General features: G+C 69.8%; 13 protein-coding genes. 7 read left to right on the top strand and 6 right to left on the bottom strand.

Going from position 1 to position 14,290, the window contains the following annotated elements:
• Positions 1–13: 13 nt before the first annotated feature.
• Complete coding sequence (locus ACRYCC_RS22685) at positions 14–1,381, bottom strand: FAD-binding oxidoreductase (RefSeq protein WP_433815080.1); 1,368 nt, start codon at positions 1,379–1,381, stop codon at positions 14–16.
• 86 nt (positions 1,382–1,467) lie between these two features.
• Between ACRYCC_RS22685 and ACRYCC_RS22680 the strand changes: the two genes are divergently transcribed.
• Positions 1,468–2,061 carry a pyridoxamine 5'-phosphate oxidase family protein gene (locus tag ACRYCC_RS22680; RefSeq protein ID WP_433815078.1) on the top strand — a complete coding sequence of 198 codons (594 nt, stop codon included), beginning with the start codon at positions 1,468–1,470 and terminating at the stop codon, positions 2,059–2,061.
• A gap of 39 nt (positions 2,062–2,100) precedes the next feature.
• Here the strand turns inward: ACRYCC_RS22680 and ACRYCC_RS22675 are convergent, their stop codons facing one another.
• Both ACRYCC_RS22675 and ACRYCC_RS22670 read right to left on the bottom strand, forming a co-directional pair.
• Positions 2,101–2,619 carry a DUF1707 and DUF4870 domain-containing protein gene (locus ACRYCC_RS22675; RefSeq protein WP_433815077.1) on the bottom strand — a complete coding sequence of 173 codons (519 nt, stop codon included), beginning with the start codon at positions 2,617–2,619 and terminating at the stop codon, positions 2,101–2,103.
• Between the two features lie 36 nt (positions 2,620–2,655).
• Complete coding sequence (locus tag ACRYCC_RS22670; protein WP_433815076.1) at positions 2,656–3,675, bottom strand: polysaccharide deacetylase family protein; 1,020 nt, start codon at positions 3,673–3,675, stop codon at positions 2,656–2,658.
• A 31-nt stretch (positions 3,676–3,706) separates the two neighbouring features.
• Here ACRYCC_RS22670 and ACRYCC_RS22665 point away from each other — a divergent pair, with 31 nt between their 5' ends.
• Positions 3,707–4,075, top strand: a complete 369-nt coding sequence (locus tag ACRYCC_RS22665; RefSeq protein WP_433815074.1) for a hypothetical protein — start codon at positions 3,707–3,709, stop codon at positions 4,073–4,075.
• Positions 4,076–4,185: 110 nt separating this feature from the next.
• Here the strand turns inward: ACRYCC_RS22665 and ACRYCC_RS22660 are convergent, their stop codons facing one another.
• Positions 4,186–5,274, bottom strand: a complete 1,089-nt coding sequence (locus ACRYCC_RS22660) for a DUF4192 domain-containing protein (RefSeq protein WP_433815072.1) — start codon at positions 5,272–5,274, stop codon at positions 4,186–4,188.
• Between the two features lie 232 nt (positions 5,275–5,506).
• Here ACRYCC_RS22660 and ACRYCC_RS22655 point away from each other — a divergent pair, with 232 nt between their 5' ends.
• The gene (locus tag ACRYCC_RS22655) at positions 5,507–7,741 is read left to right on the top strand and encodes an ATP-dependent DNA helicase (RefSeq protein WP_433816034.1); all 2,235 of its coding nucleotides are present in this window, start codon (positions 5,507–5,509) and stop codon (positions 7,739–7,741) included.
• A 42-nt stretch (positions 7,742–7,783) separates the two neighbouring features.
• Here ACRYCC_RS22655 and ACRYCC_RS22650 read toward each other — a convergent pair whose 3' ends face one another.
• Positions 7,784–8,992: a pyridoxal phosphate-dependent aminotransferase gene (locus tag ACRYCC_RS22650; protein ID WP_433815070.1), complete on the bottom strand. Its 1,209-nt coding sequence runs from the start codon at positions 8,990–8,992 to the stop codon at positions 7,784–7,786.
• A gap of 169 nt (positions 8,993–9,161) precedes the next feature.
• Here ACRYCC_RS22650 and ACRYCC_RS22645 point away from each other — a divergent pair, with 169 nt between their 5' ends.
• From ACRYCC_RS22645 to ACRYCC_RS22635, 3 genes are all read left to right on the top strand, one after another.
• Positions 9,162–9,836: a TetR/AcrR family transcriptional regulator gene (locus ACRYCC_RS22645; RefSeq protein ID WP_433815068.1), complete on the top strand. Its 675-nt coding sequence runs from the start codon at positions 9,162–9,164 to the stop codon at positions 9,834–9,836.
• The gene (locus ACRYCC_RS22640; protein ID WP_433815066.1) at positions 9,836–10,849 is read left to right on the top strand and encodes an AurF N-oxygenase family protein; all 1,014 of its coding nucleotides are present in this window, start codon (positions 9,836–9,838) and stop codon (positions 10,847–10,849) included. Before ACRYCC_RS22645 ends, ACRYCC_RS22640 begins: the two co-directional genes overlap by 1 nt.
• A gap of 104 nt (positions 10,850–10,953) precedes the next feature.
• Positions 10,954–11,775, top strand: a complete 822-nt coding sequence (locus ACRYCC_RS22635) for an SDR family NAD(P)-dependent oxidoreductase (RefSeq protein ID WP_433815064.1) — start codon at positions 10,954–10,956, stop codon at positions 11,773–11,775.
• Between the two features lie 7 nt (positions 11,776–11,782).
• Here ACRYCC_RS22635 and ctaD read toward each other — a convergent pair whose 3' ends face one another.
• Positions 11,783–13,432, bottom strand: coding sequence for an aa3-type cytochrome oxidase subunit I (gene ctaD, locus ACRYCC_RS22630; RefSeq protein ID WP_433815062.1), 1,650 nt, complete (start codon positions 13,430–13,432; stop codon positions 11,783–11,785).
• A gap of 164 nt (positions 13,433–13,596) precedes the next feature.
• On the opposite strand from ctaD, the gene ACRYCC_RS22625 reads away from it, so the two are divergent.
• Positions 13,597–14,124 (top strand): 2-thiouracil desulfurase family protein, encoded by a 528-nt coding sequence (locus ACRYCC_RS22625; RefSeq protein WP_433815060.1) that lies wholly within the window; start codon positions 13,597–13,599, stop codon positions 14,122–14,124.
• Positions 14,125–14,290 lie beyond the last annotated feature (166 nt).

The raw sequence follows: 14,290 nt of genomic DNA, 5'->3' as shown, positions 1-14,290 counted from the left end.
TCTTCCTCCTCTATCAACGCCCCCGGACGCACTTGTCATATAGATCAAGTAGCCGCGCGTCCGGGTCGTACATCTCTTTGAGCCGCCCGTAGGTTTCCCCGTCGTAGTGCTTCCAGAACTCGTCCTTCGAATAGAAAGACGTGGAGTACAGCGACTTGTGGCCGTCGAGGGCGGCGACCTTCCGCTCTATCAAACGGTTGTGGTATTCGGGAATCTTCCCCGGCGGCAACGCCACCGACGCCCAGAAGCCCACGTTGACGTACACGTCCCCGGGGGGCAGCGGGTACAGCGGCCAGGACTCACGGGTCACCAGCGGGCACAGCCACACCGGGCTTATCCCCACTTTGTCGTGGAAGAACTCCAGGAACTCGGGCAGCCGGTCGACCGGCACCTCGATGTCCTGGATGACGTCCTCACGTGGCGGCTTGCCCCGCCAGCGGTCCAGCCGTGCGGAGAACTGGCTGCGCTTGTCCAGCGCGACCAGCCGCCGGTAGACGTCGGACCGCTTGGCCTTGTCGGGCCACAGCCGCCGGACGGTCGGGTTCTTCAGGCCGAAGGCGCCCGAGCACCAGAACCAGTCGGTGTCCCAGCGCCACAAATAGTCGCGGATGGTCAGGAAGTCCACCGAACGCTGCTGGATCGAGCGGTAGTAGATGCCCTGCCCGGTGTAGTCCGAGGTGTACGGAGCCGTGTCGGCCAGCGTGCCGAGCGTCAGGTAGAGCTCGTCCGGCCCGAAGACCGTGCCGTCCAGGAAGTCCACGGGCTCGCCGGCGTGCGACCCGGCGGCGGTGATCTCGGCGATGGCCGACGCGCACTCGGCCGCGGAGGAGTAGCGCACATGCCGCAGCCACACGTACGGCTTGACCGGCTCGAGCTCGATCGTCAGGCGCAGCGCGTAGCCGAGCGTGCCGTAGGAGTTCGGGAAACCGTAGAACAACTCGCGATGCTCGTTCTCGCGGGTGGCGGTCACCAGCCGGCCGTCACCGGTGATGATCTCCATGCCGATCACCGCCTCGTGCGGCAGCCCGCGCCGGAACGATGAGGACTCGATGCCCAGGCCGGTCACCGCCCCGCCCAGCGTGATGGTCTTGAGCTGCGGCACCACCGTCGGCATCAGCCCGTACGGGAGGGTCGCGTCGACCAGCGCCTCGTAGGTGATCATGCCTTGGACGTCGGCGGTCCGGGTGTCCGGATCGACGTGCAGCACCCGGTCGAACCCGGAGACGTCCAGCCCCGGCGCGCTCGAGTCCTCCCTGAACCGGAAGAGGTTGGAGGTCTTCTTCGCCAGTCGTACCGGGCTCCCGGGCGGGATCGCCGCGTACGACTCCCGGAGCGCCTCGACCGCCTGACCATGACCGTCCACAACCGCAAGCTGCGCCATCGCACCCCTCCTGCCATCAGCTAACCCGATCATCCCATGCTTGATCCAGACATTTACCCCGTTATGGTCGTCACAGGAGGTGTCTCATGGGCAAGCTATACGAACGTATCGATGACCGGCTTCGCCGGTTCATCCAGGGTCAGCCCTTGTTCTTCGTCGCCACGGCACCACGCGACGGCGGTCATGTCAACGTCTCGCCGAAGGGCTATGCGGACACCTTCGCGGTCATCGACGACCACACCGTCGCCTACCTGGACCTGTACGGCTCGGGCGCGGAGACCATCGCCCACCTGCGGGACGACGGCCGCATCACGGTGATGTTCTGCTCGTTCGAGCGTTCACCCAAAATTCTCCGGCTGTACGGAACGGGACGTGCCGTGATCCCGGGCACCGCGGAGTGGGCGCGGCTCGCCCCGCTCTTCGACGCCGATCCGGTGCGCCCCGCCGGCACCGCGCACCCGGGTGTCCGCTCGATCATCGTGGTGGACGTGCAGCGCGTCGCCGACTCGTGCGGCTACGCGGTCCCGCAGATGGAACTCGTCGGCGAGCGCGATCTGCTCGACCAGCACAACGGGCGCCGCGGCGCCGCGGAGTGGGCCGACCGCCCGGCCCGCAACGCCGTCAGCATCGACGGGCTGCCCGCCCTGGCCCCCGATCACCCGGCCCCCGTGGTCTCCTGACCCGGGCGCCGGCGGCTCGGTGGCTCGGCGTCCCTCCGGTCAGCGGACCAGCCGGAGAGTGAAGGGATAGCGGAACATCTGGCCGCTCAGCCCGGCGATCCCCGCGACCAGCGCGAGGATCCACGTCACCGCGTACAGCAACGCCCCCACCCCGAAGGTCACCATGACCACCATCAGCACGGTGAGCTGGAAGTTGAGCGCCTCGGCGGCGTGCCGCCGGACGTACTCCGACCGTTTGCCGCTGAGCAGCAGGAAGAGCAGCGGGCCGACGAAGGTCGTGACGTAGCCGGAGGCGTGGGCGAGAGCGGCCAGCATCCGGTCCTCACCGGTGACCGGCCCGCTGAACGACGTCGAGTCGTGCGGTCGCGGGTGCGACGCCGGCGGCTGCAGGTCGTACGTGACCGCCGCCAGGTCGCCCCGGGTCTTGGCCGTCATGGCGAGCTGGATCCGCAGATCCAGCTCGCCATCGTCGAGCCGCCCCTCCGCGTACGCCTGCTGAAGACGGTCGATGACGGGTTCGCGTTCGGCGTCGGAGACCCTGAGTTCCGTGGGATTCATACTTTTCATGGTCTCCCGCACCGAACCGCACCGGTATCAGGGAAGACCCTGAGCCGTCCCCGGGAATTTGGTGTACAGCTCGCCAGGGACGGGCGGCGTGGCACCGAAGAGCTCGGCCACCGTGACGAAGTTGAAGCCCTTCGCCTTCAGCTGGTCCAGAATCTTCGGCACGGCGTCGACGGTCGACGGCTGGATGTCGTGCATGAGGATGACGTAGTCCTGCTGTGTGCCGTCCACCACCCGGCGCTCGACCTTCGCCGAGTCGTGGTCCTTCCAGTCGATCGGATCGACGGCCCACGTCAGCTGCGCCAGCCTGTACTTGCGGGCCATCGCCGCGACCCGGGTGTTGGTGCTGCCGTATGGCGGCCGCAACAGCACCGGCGTCACCCCTCCGGAGGCCTTCTTCAGGGCGTCCTGGGTCCAGGAGATCTGCGACTCCAGCGCACCGTCGGACAGCTTCGACAGGTCGGAATGGTCCCAGGTGTGGTTGCCGATCTGGTGCCCCTCGGCGACCTCACGACGGACCATTTCGGGATATTTAGCTACTTGCTGCCCAATCAAGAAAAAGGTCGCCCGGGCCTGATGCGCCTTGAGGATGCCCAGCAGCTTCGCGGTGCCCGGGATCGGTCCGTCGTCGAACGTCAGCGCGACGCACTTGACCTTGCGGCAGTCGATCGCCCGCGGCGGCGCGGCGCCGGGCCGCGGTGCGGCGGGCGCCGGGACCCCGGCGCGCGGCGTCGGCGCGGCGGCCCCCCGCACGGCCGCAGCCTGCGCGGGAGCGCCCTGCGGCCCGGTCCGGTGCTCGGGCAGCGGCTTCGCCTCGGCGGGCGTCGCCGGCGCGTCCCCATGCCGTCCCCCCATCTGGCTCAGCGCCGCGACCGCCGTCGCCAGCGCAATGCCTCCCGCCCACTTTCGTAAGATCTTCGGTCCCCCCGACATGATCTTCACCCCCTTCCTACCGGAATCTTCCCTGGTGACCGGCGGTATAAGCCCGGTATGGCGGGGACGTCGGGAACCTTCGTCAAGGTCGTCGGCGTTATCGTCATATTCGCGCATGTCCCCGCGCCACAAAGAACAGGATCAGCCGATGCAGTTCCGGGATCGCTTCGGGATTCGCCGGTGGCGCGGTGCCACGGTGACCCGACTGGACCGTGAGGCCAACAGCGACGACATCGAATCGCTCATCGCGTTCGCCCGCAGCCGCACCGGCGTGGAGTTCTTCGTCGAGCCGGAGACCTTCGCCACCGACACCACCGCGGTCGCGGTCGCGTCCGACGGCGAGTGGACCCGGCGGCGCGTGGGCTCCCCCAAAGTGATCGGCAAGGTCGCGCGCGACCTCGGGATGCCCATCTACGACGTGCAGATCACCGGGTATCCCGCGCGGATGCGCGCGTGGAACGAACGCAACCGCGAACGCCGCATCGACCCCGGCACTCCGGGCGCATCGGTGCGCTGACCCGCCGCGCACCCCGTCAGGAGGGGCCACGACTCGTCGGCCACGGCCCCTCCCGGCACGGTCCCCCCGCATGGTCGCCTGCCGCACGGTGCACCCGCGGTGCACCGGCGTCAGGGAGGGCCCTCAGCGTCGGCGGCGAACCGGCCCTCCCAGGCCTCGGCGAGCGACTCGGGTGACATGCGCAGCCGGGCCTTGTCCGGGGGCACCCCCAGCTGCATCAGGTCGCGGAGCAGCAGCGCCATGGAGTAGTCCGGATCGGCGTCCACGGCCCGGTCGAGCGCGACGTTGGCCAGGCCACCGTCACCGGCCATGAAGGCGGCGTAGGCCAGCAGGCACGCGGGGGCGGGAACGTACCGTCGCTCGACCCGCCGCATCACGTGCCGCCAGAGCCCGACGTGGACCTCCGCGTGGTCGGGGTCTATCCGCACCCATGCCTCGTCGCGCACCCGGACATGGGTGAGCAGCAGGCCGAGCCACGCGACCTCGTCGTCACCGAGCAGCTCGGTGAGCCGTGCGGTCGGCTCACCCGCGGGCAGATCGGCGACTCGCTCCAGGAGCCGCCGGACCAGGGGCAGCCCCTCCTCGATCATGCGGTCCCGCAGGCCCGCCGGGTCCGGCTCGTCAGCGGCCCGGCGGTAGAGGCGGGTCTCGGCCCGGCGGGTGGCCTGCTGGAGGGATCCGCGCGCCGCCCCGCCGAGCGGCGCGACCGTGCGCGCGAGCTCCGCCCGGTCGGCCAGCACCACCTGCCCGGCCACCGTGGCCTGGGCGGCCACCACGGTCGTCCGGATGTCGAACGGCGCCCCGTCCGCGGGACAGCACTCCGGGCCGGAGCAGGTATAGGACCACCAGCGGCCCCGCTCGACCCGGAGCACCTCGCGCACCTCGATGTCGTGCCCGGCCATCGCCGCGCGTGCCGCCGTCAGCAGCGGCGCCACGTCGTCATGCCGCCCGTAGCCCACCAGCAGCGCCGCGGGGAACTCGTTGGCCGTCAGCATGCCCGCGGCGTGCCCGGCGACCTCCGCCGCCCCGGCCGCCGAGCGCGGTAAGTCGATGCGCAGCGCGCAGGCGCCGTACGGGCCGCCGTAGCCCAGCACGACCAGACTGTCCTCGGGGTGGAAGCCGAGCATGTACGGCACGGCGGAGACGGCTTCTTCCGGGCTGCGGATCACCAGGGGTTCCTGGTCGCTTCGGTTCCTCATGGCATCGACCCTGACAGCCGGTGACCGGCCGTGACCAGACGTCCTCGCGCCTGTGGATAACCGCGCCGGCCGTCCCTGCGCACACGGTGGAACAGGCCGGAGACCACGGTGGATTCACGGTGGCCGCGCACCGCCTGGCCCGTCCTGGACTCAGTGGTGGCGTACGGGCGGTAGCGTTCTGCGGGTGCCCGCTCCTGACCTGCTGAACACCTCTGACACCGACATACCGGACATGGCCACCCTGCTGGCCACCGCGGTACAGGCCATCGGGGGTGCGGAGCGCCCCGGCCAGGTCACCATGGCGGAGGCGGTCGAGCACTCCTTCGAGACCGGGGAGCACCTGGCCGTCCAGGCCGGCACCGGCACCGGCAAGTCCCTCGCCTACCTCATCCCGGCCATCCGGCACGCCGTCGCCGAACAGGCGACCGTCGTGGTGTCGACGGCCACGATCGCGCTGCAACGCCAGCTGGTGGACCGCGACCTGCCCCGGCTGGCCGAGGCGCTCGAGCCGCAGCTCGGCCGGCCGCTGGAGTTCGCCATCCTCAAGGGCCGACGCAACTACCTGTGCCTGCACCGGGTGCAGACCGGAGCCCCCGAGGAGCCCGAGGGTGAGGGACTGTTCGACCCGAACGCGCTCTCGGTGCTCGGCCGCCAGGTCAAGCGGCTCAGCGAATGGGCCGAGGAGACCGAGACGGGCGACCGGGACGAGGTGATCCCGGGGGTCAGCGAGCAGGCCTGGCGCCAGGTGTCGGTCACCGCCAAGGAGTGCCTGGGCGCCCAGCGCTGCCCGTACGGCACCACCTGTTTCGCGGAGCTGGCCCGGGCCAAGGCGGGCGACGCCCACATCGTCGTCACCAACCACGCGCTGCTGGCGATCGACGCGCTGGAGGAGTTCCAGGTCCTGCCCGAGCACGATGCCGTGATCGTCGACGAGGCGCACGAGCTGGTCGACCGGGTCACCTCGGTGGCGACCGACGACCTGAGCGCGCCCGGGGTGGAGGCGGCCGCGAAACGCTGCGGCCGCCTGATCGAGGAGGCCGTGGCCGACCGGCTGCAGGCCGCCGCGGAGAGCCTCGCCCTGTTCCTGGAGGACCAGAACGCCGGCCGGCTGGACGTGCTCTCCCCCGGCCTCGCCAACACCCTGACCGTGGTCCGCGACGCCGCCCACGCGTGCGTCGGCGCCCTGGGCCCCGACCCCAAGGACGGCGACCCCGGGGACCTCGCGGCCCGGCGTGCGGCCCGCTCCGCGGTCGAGGACGTGCACGACACGGCCGGCCGGCTGATCGAGGCCTTCGAGGCCGAGATAGCCGCCCGCCACGACGTGGTGTGGCTGGAGAAGCCGTACATTCCCACCGGCGTGTCGGCTCCCCAGGACACCCGGCGGCCCCGCCCGCCCACGCTGTACGTCGCGCCGATCGCGGTCGGCGGGCTGCTGCGCACCACCCTGTTCAACGAGCGCACCACCGTGCTCACCTCGGCCACCCTCACCCTGGGCGGGTCGTTCGAGCCGCTCGCCCGGCAGTGGGGGCTGCCTCCGCTGAACACCGTCCCGAAGGGCGGCACGGAGCCCGGTGGCACCGCGACCACGGGCAAGAGCGGCACGCGGCCCAGCCCGGCGGCCCAGGACGCGTCAGCGGACGTCAGCCGTACGACCGCGCAGCCGGACGACGACACGAGCCGTACGACCGCGACGCGGGACGACCGCGACACGGAGCCCGGACGGCGGGACGACGCACGGGGCGGCGAGTCCGCGAAGCGGCGGAAGGAGCGGGGCGGCGAGAAGGCCGACGAGCTCGTCTGGTCGGGGATCGACGTGGGGTCGCCGTTCGACCACCCCAGGGCCGGGATCCTCTACGTCGCCAAGCACCTGCCGCAGCCGGGCCGTGACGGGCTCGCGGAGGCGTACCTCACCGAGCTCGCCGAGCTGATCCAGGCGGCGGGCGGCCGGACCCTCGGCCTGTTCTCGTCGATGCGGGCGGCCAGGCAGGCGGCGGACGAGCTGGCGGGCCGCGTCGACCATCCCATCCTCTGCCAGGGCGACGACTCCACCTCCCAGCTGGTCAAGCAGTTCGCCGAGTCGGAGCCGACCTGCCTGTTCGGCACACTGTCGCTGTGGCAGGGCGTGGACGTGCCCGGCCCGTCGCTGCGGCTCGTCGTCATGGACCGCATCCCGTTCCCGCGCCCGGACGACCCGGTCTCCTCGGCCCGGCAGCGGGCGGTCGCCGCGCACGGCGGCAACGGCTTCATGGCGGTCGCGGCCACCCAGGCGGCGCTGCTGCTCGCCCAGGGAGCCGGCCGGCTCCTGCGGTCGATGGACGACCGCGGGGTGGTCGCCATCCTCGACCCACGCCTGGTGACGGCGCGCTACGGCGGCTTCCTCAAGGCCTCGCTGCCGCCGTTCTGGGCCACCACCGACCCCGAGGTCGTCCGCGCCGCCCTCCGCCGGATCGGCGGCACCCCCGCCTGACCGGCCGGCGCCGTCGCCGGGCCCGCGCCCCGGGCCCGTCCGTCAGCGGCGCGCGGCGAGGAACTCCCCGATGCGGCCGATGGCCTCTTCGAGATCGTCGGCGTGCTGCAGGGTGACGACCCGGAAGTGGTCGGTGTGCGGCCAGTTGAACCCGGTGCCCTGCATGACCAGGATCTGCTGCTGCTCCAGCAGGTCGAGGACGAACCGCTCGTCATCGTCGATGCGGTAGACCTCGGGATCGAGCCGCGGGAAGACGTACAGCGCCCCCTGCGGCCGCACACAGCTCACCCCGGGGATCGCGTTGAGCAACTGCACCGCCCGATCGCGCTGCTCCCGCAGCCGCCCGCCGGGGAGGATCAGCTGGTTGATGGTCTGGTGCCCGCCGAGCGCCGCCTGGATCGCGTACTGTCCGGGCACGTTCGGGCACAGCCGCATGTTCGCGAGCGTCTCCAGGCCCTCGATGTAGGACTTGGCGTGCTCCTTCGGGCCGGTGACCACCATCCATCCGGAGCGGAACCCGCAGACCCGGTAGGCCTTGGACAGCCCGGAGAAGGTCAGGCACAGGATGTCGGGGGCCAGCGGCGCCACCGAGGTGTGCACCGCGCCGTCGTACAGGATCCGGTCGTAGATCTCGTCGGAGAACAGCACCAGGTTGTGACGGCGCGCCAGCTCGACCAGGTCCTCGAGCAGCTCGCGGGAGTAGACGGCACCGGTGGGGTTGTTCGGGTTGATGATCACCAGGGCGCGGGTGCGCGGGGTGAGCCTGGCCTCGATGTCGGCCAGGTCGGGCATCCAGCCGGCCTGCTCGTCGCACAGGTAGTGCACCGGGACGCCGCCGGACAGCGAGACCGACGCCGTCCACAGCGGGTAGTCCGGAGCCGGGATCAGCACCTCGTCACCGTTGTTGAGCAGCGCCTGCAGGGTCATCGTGATCAGCTCGGAGACGCCGTTGCCCAGGAAGACGTCCTCGACGTCCAGGCGGGCGAACCCCTGCTCCTCGTAGTGCTGCACGACCGCGCGGCGGGCCGGGAGGATGCCCTTGGAGTCGCTGTACCCGTGCGCCTGCGGGAGGTTGAGGATGACGTCCTGGAGGATCTCCGGCGGTGCCTCGAACCCGAACGGCGCCGGATTGCCGATGTGCAGTTTGAGGATCCGGTGTCCCGTCGCCTCCAGCTGCGTGGCGCGCTTCAGCACCGGCCCCCGGATGTCGTAGACGACGGTGGCGAGCTTGTCCGACTGGGTGACCTGCATGGAGCAACCCTAGTGCCGCACCACCCGCCGACCGGTGGAGGCCGTCCGATCCGACACGAACGCTTCGGCGTGAAATCCGGCCGGGACGCCCCGCGCGGCGGGCGACTGTGACGGGTGCAACATACAAGCAGGCTTGCTTGCTTGTATGTGACGCTCGTACCGTCGAGGGGTGTCGATCAGTGGACGTCGCAGGCATCACCACCGGCGCGGCGGCAGCCGCCGTACGCAGGAGCAGCGCCGGTCGGAGACCCAGACCCGGCTGCTCAACGCGACGGCCGGCGCCCTCGCGGACCTCGGCTGGGCGGGGCTCTCCACCACGGAGGTGTCCCGCCGCGCCGGAGTGTCCCGGGGCGCCCAGCAGCATCACTACCCCACCAAGATGGTGCTGGTCGCGGCCGCGCTGGAGCACCTGCTGGACAAGCTGCGCGAGGAGTACCACGACGCGTACGACGCGCTGCCCGACGACCGGCGCAACGTCGCCGGCGCGCTCGACCTGTTCTGGGACACCATCCGCCGGCCGCCGGCCATGGCGCTGCTGGAGCTCGCGCTGGCCGGACGCACCGACGAGACGCTGCGGGGCCTGAGCTCAGACCTCAACGAACGGGTCGTACGCATCGTCCGCGAGGTCTTCGAGGAGCTGTTCCCCGAGACCCTGCCCGAGGAGCTCGTCGACACCACGATCCGCGCACTGTTCGCGCTGCTGGTCGGGCTCTCCCTGCAGAACTCGCTGGACCACGACGCGCACGGCCATCAGGCCGCGGTGATGACCCAGCTGAAGAACTTCGCCGCCCTGCTCATCTCGCACAACGACAGCTCCGCCCAGGCCGACAAAGGAGTCTCGTGATGACCACCCCCCGGACCAGCCCACGGACCGTCCCGCCGGATCTCGCCGACGAGGTCCGAGAGAAGATCACCGACCGCAAGTCCTACCTGAGCGTCATCGACCGCCTCAACAAGGCCTCGGTCGACAAGCACTGGGAGGCGTACGCGGACATCCCCTGGGACGACCCCGAGTTCACGGTCGACAAGAACGACCCGCGCTGGATCCTGCCGTCGACCGACAGGCTCGGGTCCACCGAGTGGTACCGGTCCCAGCCGGTCGAGATCCAGGCCCAGATCGGGCTCTGGCGGGTCGCCACCGCCATGAAGATCGGTTTGCAGTTCGAGAACCTGCTCAAGCGGGGCCTGCTGACCTACGCCTACAAGCTGCCCAACGGCCGCCCGGAGTTCCGGTACGTCTACCACGAGACGACCGAGGAGTGTCATCACGGGATGATGTTCCAGGAGTTCGTGAACCGGACCGGCCTGCCGGTCCGCGGCATGCCCAAGGCGCTCAACGCGGTCGCCCAGCTCGCCCCGATGATCCCCCGGCTGAGCACCGAGCTGTTCTTCGTCTTCGTGCTCGGCGGCGAGGACCCGATCGACTACGTCCAGCGCAAGACCATCAAGGATGGCCAGATCAAGCATCCGCTGGAAGAGACGATCATGAAGATCCACATCGCCGAGGAGGCCCGGCACATCTCGTTCGCCCGGCACTACCTCAAGCACCGGGTGCCCAGGCTCCACCCGCTGCGCCGCCGGACCCTCGGCATCGCCACCCCGATCATCCTCGGCGTGATGGCCCGGATCATGCTCTCCCCGCCCGGCCCGATGGTCCGCCACTTCGGCATCCCCAAGGAGGTCGTCCGGGACGCCTACCGCAACGACCTGGCCAAGGAGGAGATCCGCAACTGCGTCGCCAAGATCCGTGACCTCGCCGCGGAACTGGAGATCCTCACCCCGGCCAGCAGGCAGGTCTGGCGCGCGCTCGGCATCTGGGACGAGCCCAAGCCCCGGGCCGCCCGGAAAGCCGCGTAGGAGAAGCGGGGGACCCCGCACGGCCGGGATTACTCGCTAGTAGACTCCGTTCATTCGATCTCCCGTCCAATAGCTGCCCTGGCGGCGAGGAAGAGGCGCGAAGCATGAGCATTGCGATCGTGACCGGTGGCGCGTCCGGCATCGGCCGGGCCATCGCCACCTCCCTGGTGGCCAGGGGCGACACCGTGATCGTGTCGGACGTGAACACCGAGGGCACCGAACGGGTGGCCGAGAAGCTCAACTCGGTCGGGCCGGGCAAGGCCTTCGCCACGACCCTGGACGTACGGGACGCCGAGGCGGTGGCCGGGCTCTACCAGTCGGTCAAGACCGACCATGGCCGGCTCGACCTGGTGTTCAACAACGCGGGCATCGCCATCGGCGGCCTGGCCGAGGAACTCACCCTCGACCACTGGAACCGCGCCATCGACATCAACCTCAAGGGCGTGGTGCACGGCGTCCACGCCGCCTACCCGATCATGCTGGAGCAGGGCGGCGGGCACATCGTCAACACCGCGTCGCTGGCCGGCCTGGTGCCGATGCCGATGGGGATCCCGTACACCGCCACCAAGCACGCCGTCGTCGGCCTCTCGCTGGGGCTCCGCGCGGAGGCCGCGGGCCGCGGGGTCAAGGTCAGCGTGATCTGCCCGGGCTTCGTCGACACCCCGCTGCTCACCAACGTCAACCCGGGCCTGCCGCAGACCACCATGAGCGGCGACGCCACCTCCGACATCCAGCAGTCCTCACCGAAGTTCTACACGCCCGAGAAACTGGCCCGCGACATCATGCGCGGCATCGACAAGAACCACGCGCTCATCGTCGCCCCGGCCTCCGGGCGCGTCGCCTGGCGGGGCATGCGGTTCACGCCGGGCGGGGCCGTACGCGCCGCCCAGTTCGCCGTGGACCGCTTCCGGAAGCAGAACGGCTGACCGGGGCTCAGGTCGAGGACTCCTCCAGCGGCTTGCGCGGGTAGTGCAGGTCGAAGGCCGGCCGTTCGGACCGGATGCGTGGAATGGCCTTGAAGTTGTGCCGCGGCGGCGGGCAGGAGGTCGCCCACTCGAGCGAGTTTCCGAAGCCCCAGGGGTCGTCGACGGCGACCCGGGGCGCCCGCCGCGCGGTCCGGTACACGTTGTACATGAAGAACAGCGTCGAGAGCCCCAGGATCCCGGCCCCGATGCTGGACAGCAGGTTGAGCCCAGAGAACTCCGTGGAGTAGTCGGCGTAGCGACGCGGCATGCCCTCGGCACCCAGCCAGTGCTGGACCAGGAACGTCGTGTGGAACCCGATGAACAGCGTCCAGAAATGGACCTTGCCGAGCCGGTCGTTGAGCATCTTCCCGGTGAACTTCGGCCACCAGAAATAGAAGCCCGCGAACATCGCGAAGACGACCGTGCCGAAGACCACGTAGTGGAAGTGCGCGACCACGAAGTACGAGTCGTTCAGGTGGAAGTCCAGCGGCGGTGACGCCAGGATGACGCCCGTCAGGCCACCGAACAGGAACGTCACCAGGAACCCGATGGAGAAGAGCATGGGCGACTCGAAACTGAGCTTGCCCCGCCACATCGAGCCGATCCAGTTGAAGAACTTCACCCCGGTCGGCACAGCGATCAGATAGGTCATGAAGGCGAAGAACGGCAGCATCACCTTCCCGGTGGCGAACATGTGGTGGGCCCACACCGCCATCGACAGGCCGGCGATCCCGATGGTCGCCCCGACCATTCCGATGTACCCGAACAACGGCTTACGGCTGAAGACCGGGATGACCTCGGTGATGATCCCGAAGAACGGCAACGCGATGATGTACACCTCGGGATGGCCGAAGAACCAGAACAGATGCTGCCAGGTCATCGCACCGCCGGCGCTCGCGTCGAAGACGTGCGAACCGAACCTGCGGTCCGACTCCAGGACCAGCAGCGCCGCGGCGAGCACCGGGAACGCCAGCAGGACGAGGACGCTGGTGAGCAGGGCGTTCCACGTGAAGATCGGCATCCGAAACATCGTCATCCCGGGGGCCCGCATCCCGATGATCGTCGTGGTGAAGTTGACGCCGCCCAGGATCGTCCCGAAACCGGACAGCACCAGGCCCATGATCCAGAGGTCACCGCCGATCCCCGGAGAGGCCGCGGCCCTGCTCAACGGGGCATAGGCGGTCCACCCGAAGCTCGCGGCCCCACCCGGGGTGATGAACGACATGAAGACGATCAGGCCGCCGAACAGGAACAGCCAGTAGCTGAACATGTTGAGGCGCGGGAACGCCACATCCGGCGAGCCGATCTGCAAAGGCATGATCACGTTGGTGAAGCCGACGAACAGCGGGGTCGCGAAGAGCAGCAGCATCACCGTGCCGTGCATGGTGAACAGCTGGTTGTACTGCTCACGGCTGACGATCTGCAGGCCGGGGCGGGCCAGCTCTCCCCTGATCACCATCGCCATCACCCCGGCCAGCAGGAAGAAGACGAACGAAGTGATCAGATACAGATAGCCGATCACCTTGTGGTCGGTCGTCGTCAGCCAGGACACCACGACCGAGCCGCGCCGGCGGTGCCGGGGCGGCGCCTCCGGCAGTGGACGACCTAGCAGAACCATCACGGACTCCCGGTGGTTGCGGATTCCTCCACTATTCGCCGGGTGCCCTGGGGCATGCAAGACCTGTTGTGGCCAGTGCGGTCAAGCCTTCCCCAACGCCCCCTCCCCCGGCGGTGGCCGTGGGCTCGATCACGGGGATTGGCCTGGCGGACTAGCCTGGAGGGATGGAACGGATCCTCGTCAGCGCCTGCCTGCTGGGCCATGCCGTGCGCTACGACGGCCGCGCCAAGGACGTCGACGACGAGTTGCTCGCTCGCTGGCGGCGGGAGGGCCGGCTAGTAGCGTTCTGCCCGGAGATCTCCGGTGGCCTGCCCGTCCCCCGCCCGCCCGCGGAGATCGGGACCCGGCCGGCCGCCGGGACGGCGGCTCCGCTGGACGGCGCGGCCGTGCTCAACGGTGCCGCGCAGGTCCGCACCGCCGCCGGCGCCGACGTCACCGAGTTCTTCGTACGGGGCGCCACGCTGGCGTACGAAACCGCGCGGCGCAACGGCGTACGGATGGCCATCCTGAAGGAGGGCAGCCCTTCCTGTGGCAACCACCGGATCTACGACGGGGACTTCGCCGGTGTCTCCGTGGGCGGAGCGGGCGTCACCACCGCCCTGCTGACCCGGCACGGCATCAAGGTCTTCAGCGAAGAAGAACTGCCCCAGGCCGCCGAGTACCTCCAGGCCCTGGAACAGCCCTCCGCATGAAAGCCTGAGACATATGACCGCTGCGAAGCGGAAATGGTGTGGGGGTATTGGTGTGGGAATGCGAACGGCCCCCACCGGTGTGGTGGGGGCCGTTCGTGAGGGTGTGTCCGGCGGTGTCCTACTCTCCCACACAGTCTCCCGTGCAGTACCATCGGCGCTGAAGGGC

Origin of the sequence: Actinomadura scrupuli (genome assembly GCF_050971785.1) — a bacterium.
Taxonomy (GTDB): domain Bacteria; phylum Actinomycetota; class Actinomycetes; order Streptosporangiales; family Streptosporangiaceae; genus Actinomadura_E; species Actinomadura_E scrupuli.
The sequence above is the reverse complement of the archived record's forward strand: the minus strand, read 5'-3'. Positions and strand labels throughout refer to the sequence as shown.

Bases quoted from the DNA above. Each gene is read 5' to 3' on its own strand.
- ACRYCC_RS22685 (WP_433815080.1), bottom strand. From the start codon at position 1,381: ATGGCGCAGCTTGCGGTTGTGGACGGTCATGGTCAGGCGGTCGAGGCG.
- ACRYCC_RS22680 (WP_433815078.1), top strand. From the start codon at position 1,468: ATGGGCAAGCTATACGAACGTATCGATGACCGGCTTCGCCGGTTCATC.
- ACRYCC_RS22675 (WP_433815077.1), bottom strand. From the start codon at position 2,619: ATGAATCCCACGGAACTCAGGGTCTCCGACGCCGAACGCGAACCCGTC.
- ACRYCC_RS22670 (WP_433815076.1), bottom strand. From the start codon at position 3,675: ATGCGCGAATATGACGATAACGCCGACGACCTTGACGAAGGTTCCCGA.
- ACRYCC_RS22665 (WP_433815074.1), top strand. From the start codon at position 3,707: ATGCAGTTCCGGGATCGCTTCGGGATTCGCCGGTGGCGCGGTGCCACG.
- ACRYCC_RS22660 (WP_433815072.1), bottom strand. From the start codon at position 5,274: ATGAGGAACCGAAGCGACCAGGAACCCCTGGTGATCCGCAGCCCGGAA.
- ACRYCC_RS22655 (WP_433816034.1), top strand. From the start codon at position 5,507: ATGGCCACCCTGCTGGCCACCGCGGTACAGGCCATCGGGGGTGCGGAG.
- ACRYCC_RS22650 (WP_433815070.1), bottom strand. From the start codon at position 8,992: ATGCAGGTCACCCAGTCGGACAAGCTCGCCACCGTCGTCTACGACATC.
- ACRYCC_RS22640 (WP_433815066.1), top strand. From the start codon at position 9,836: ATGACCACCCCCCGGACCAGCCCACGGACCGTCCCGCCGGATCTCGCC.
- ACRYCC_RS22635 (WP_433815064.1), top strand. From the start codon at position 10,954: ATGAGCATTGCGATCGTGACCGGTGGCGCGTCCGGCATCGGCCGGGCC.
- ctaD (WP_433815062.1), bottom strand. From the start codon at position 13,432: ATGGTTCTGCTAGGTCGTCCACTGCCGGAGGCGCCGCCCCGGCACCGC.
- ACRYCC_RS22625 (WP_433815060.1), top strand. From the start codon at position 13,597: ATGGAACGGATCCTCGTCAGCGCCTGCCTGCTGGGCCATGCCGTGCGC.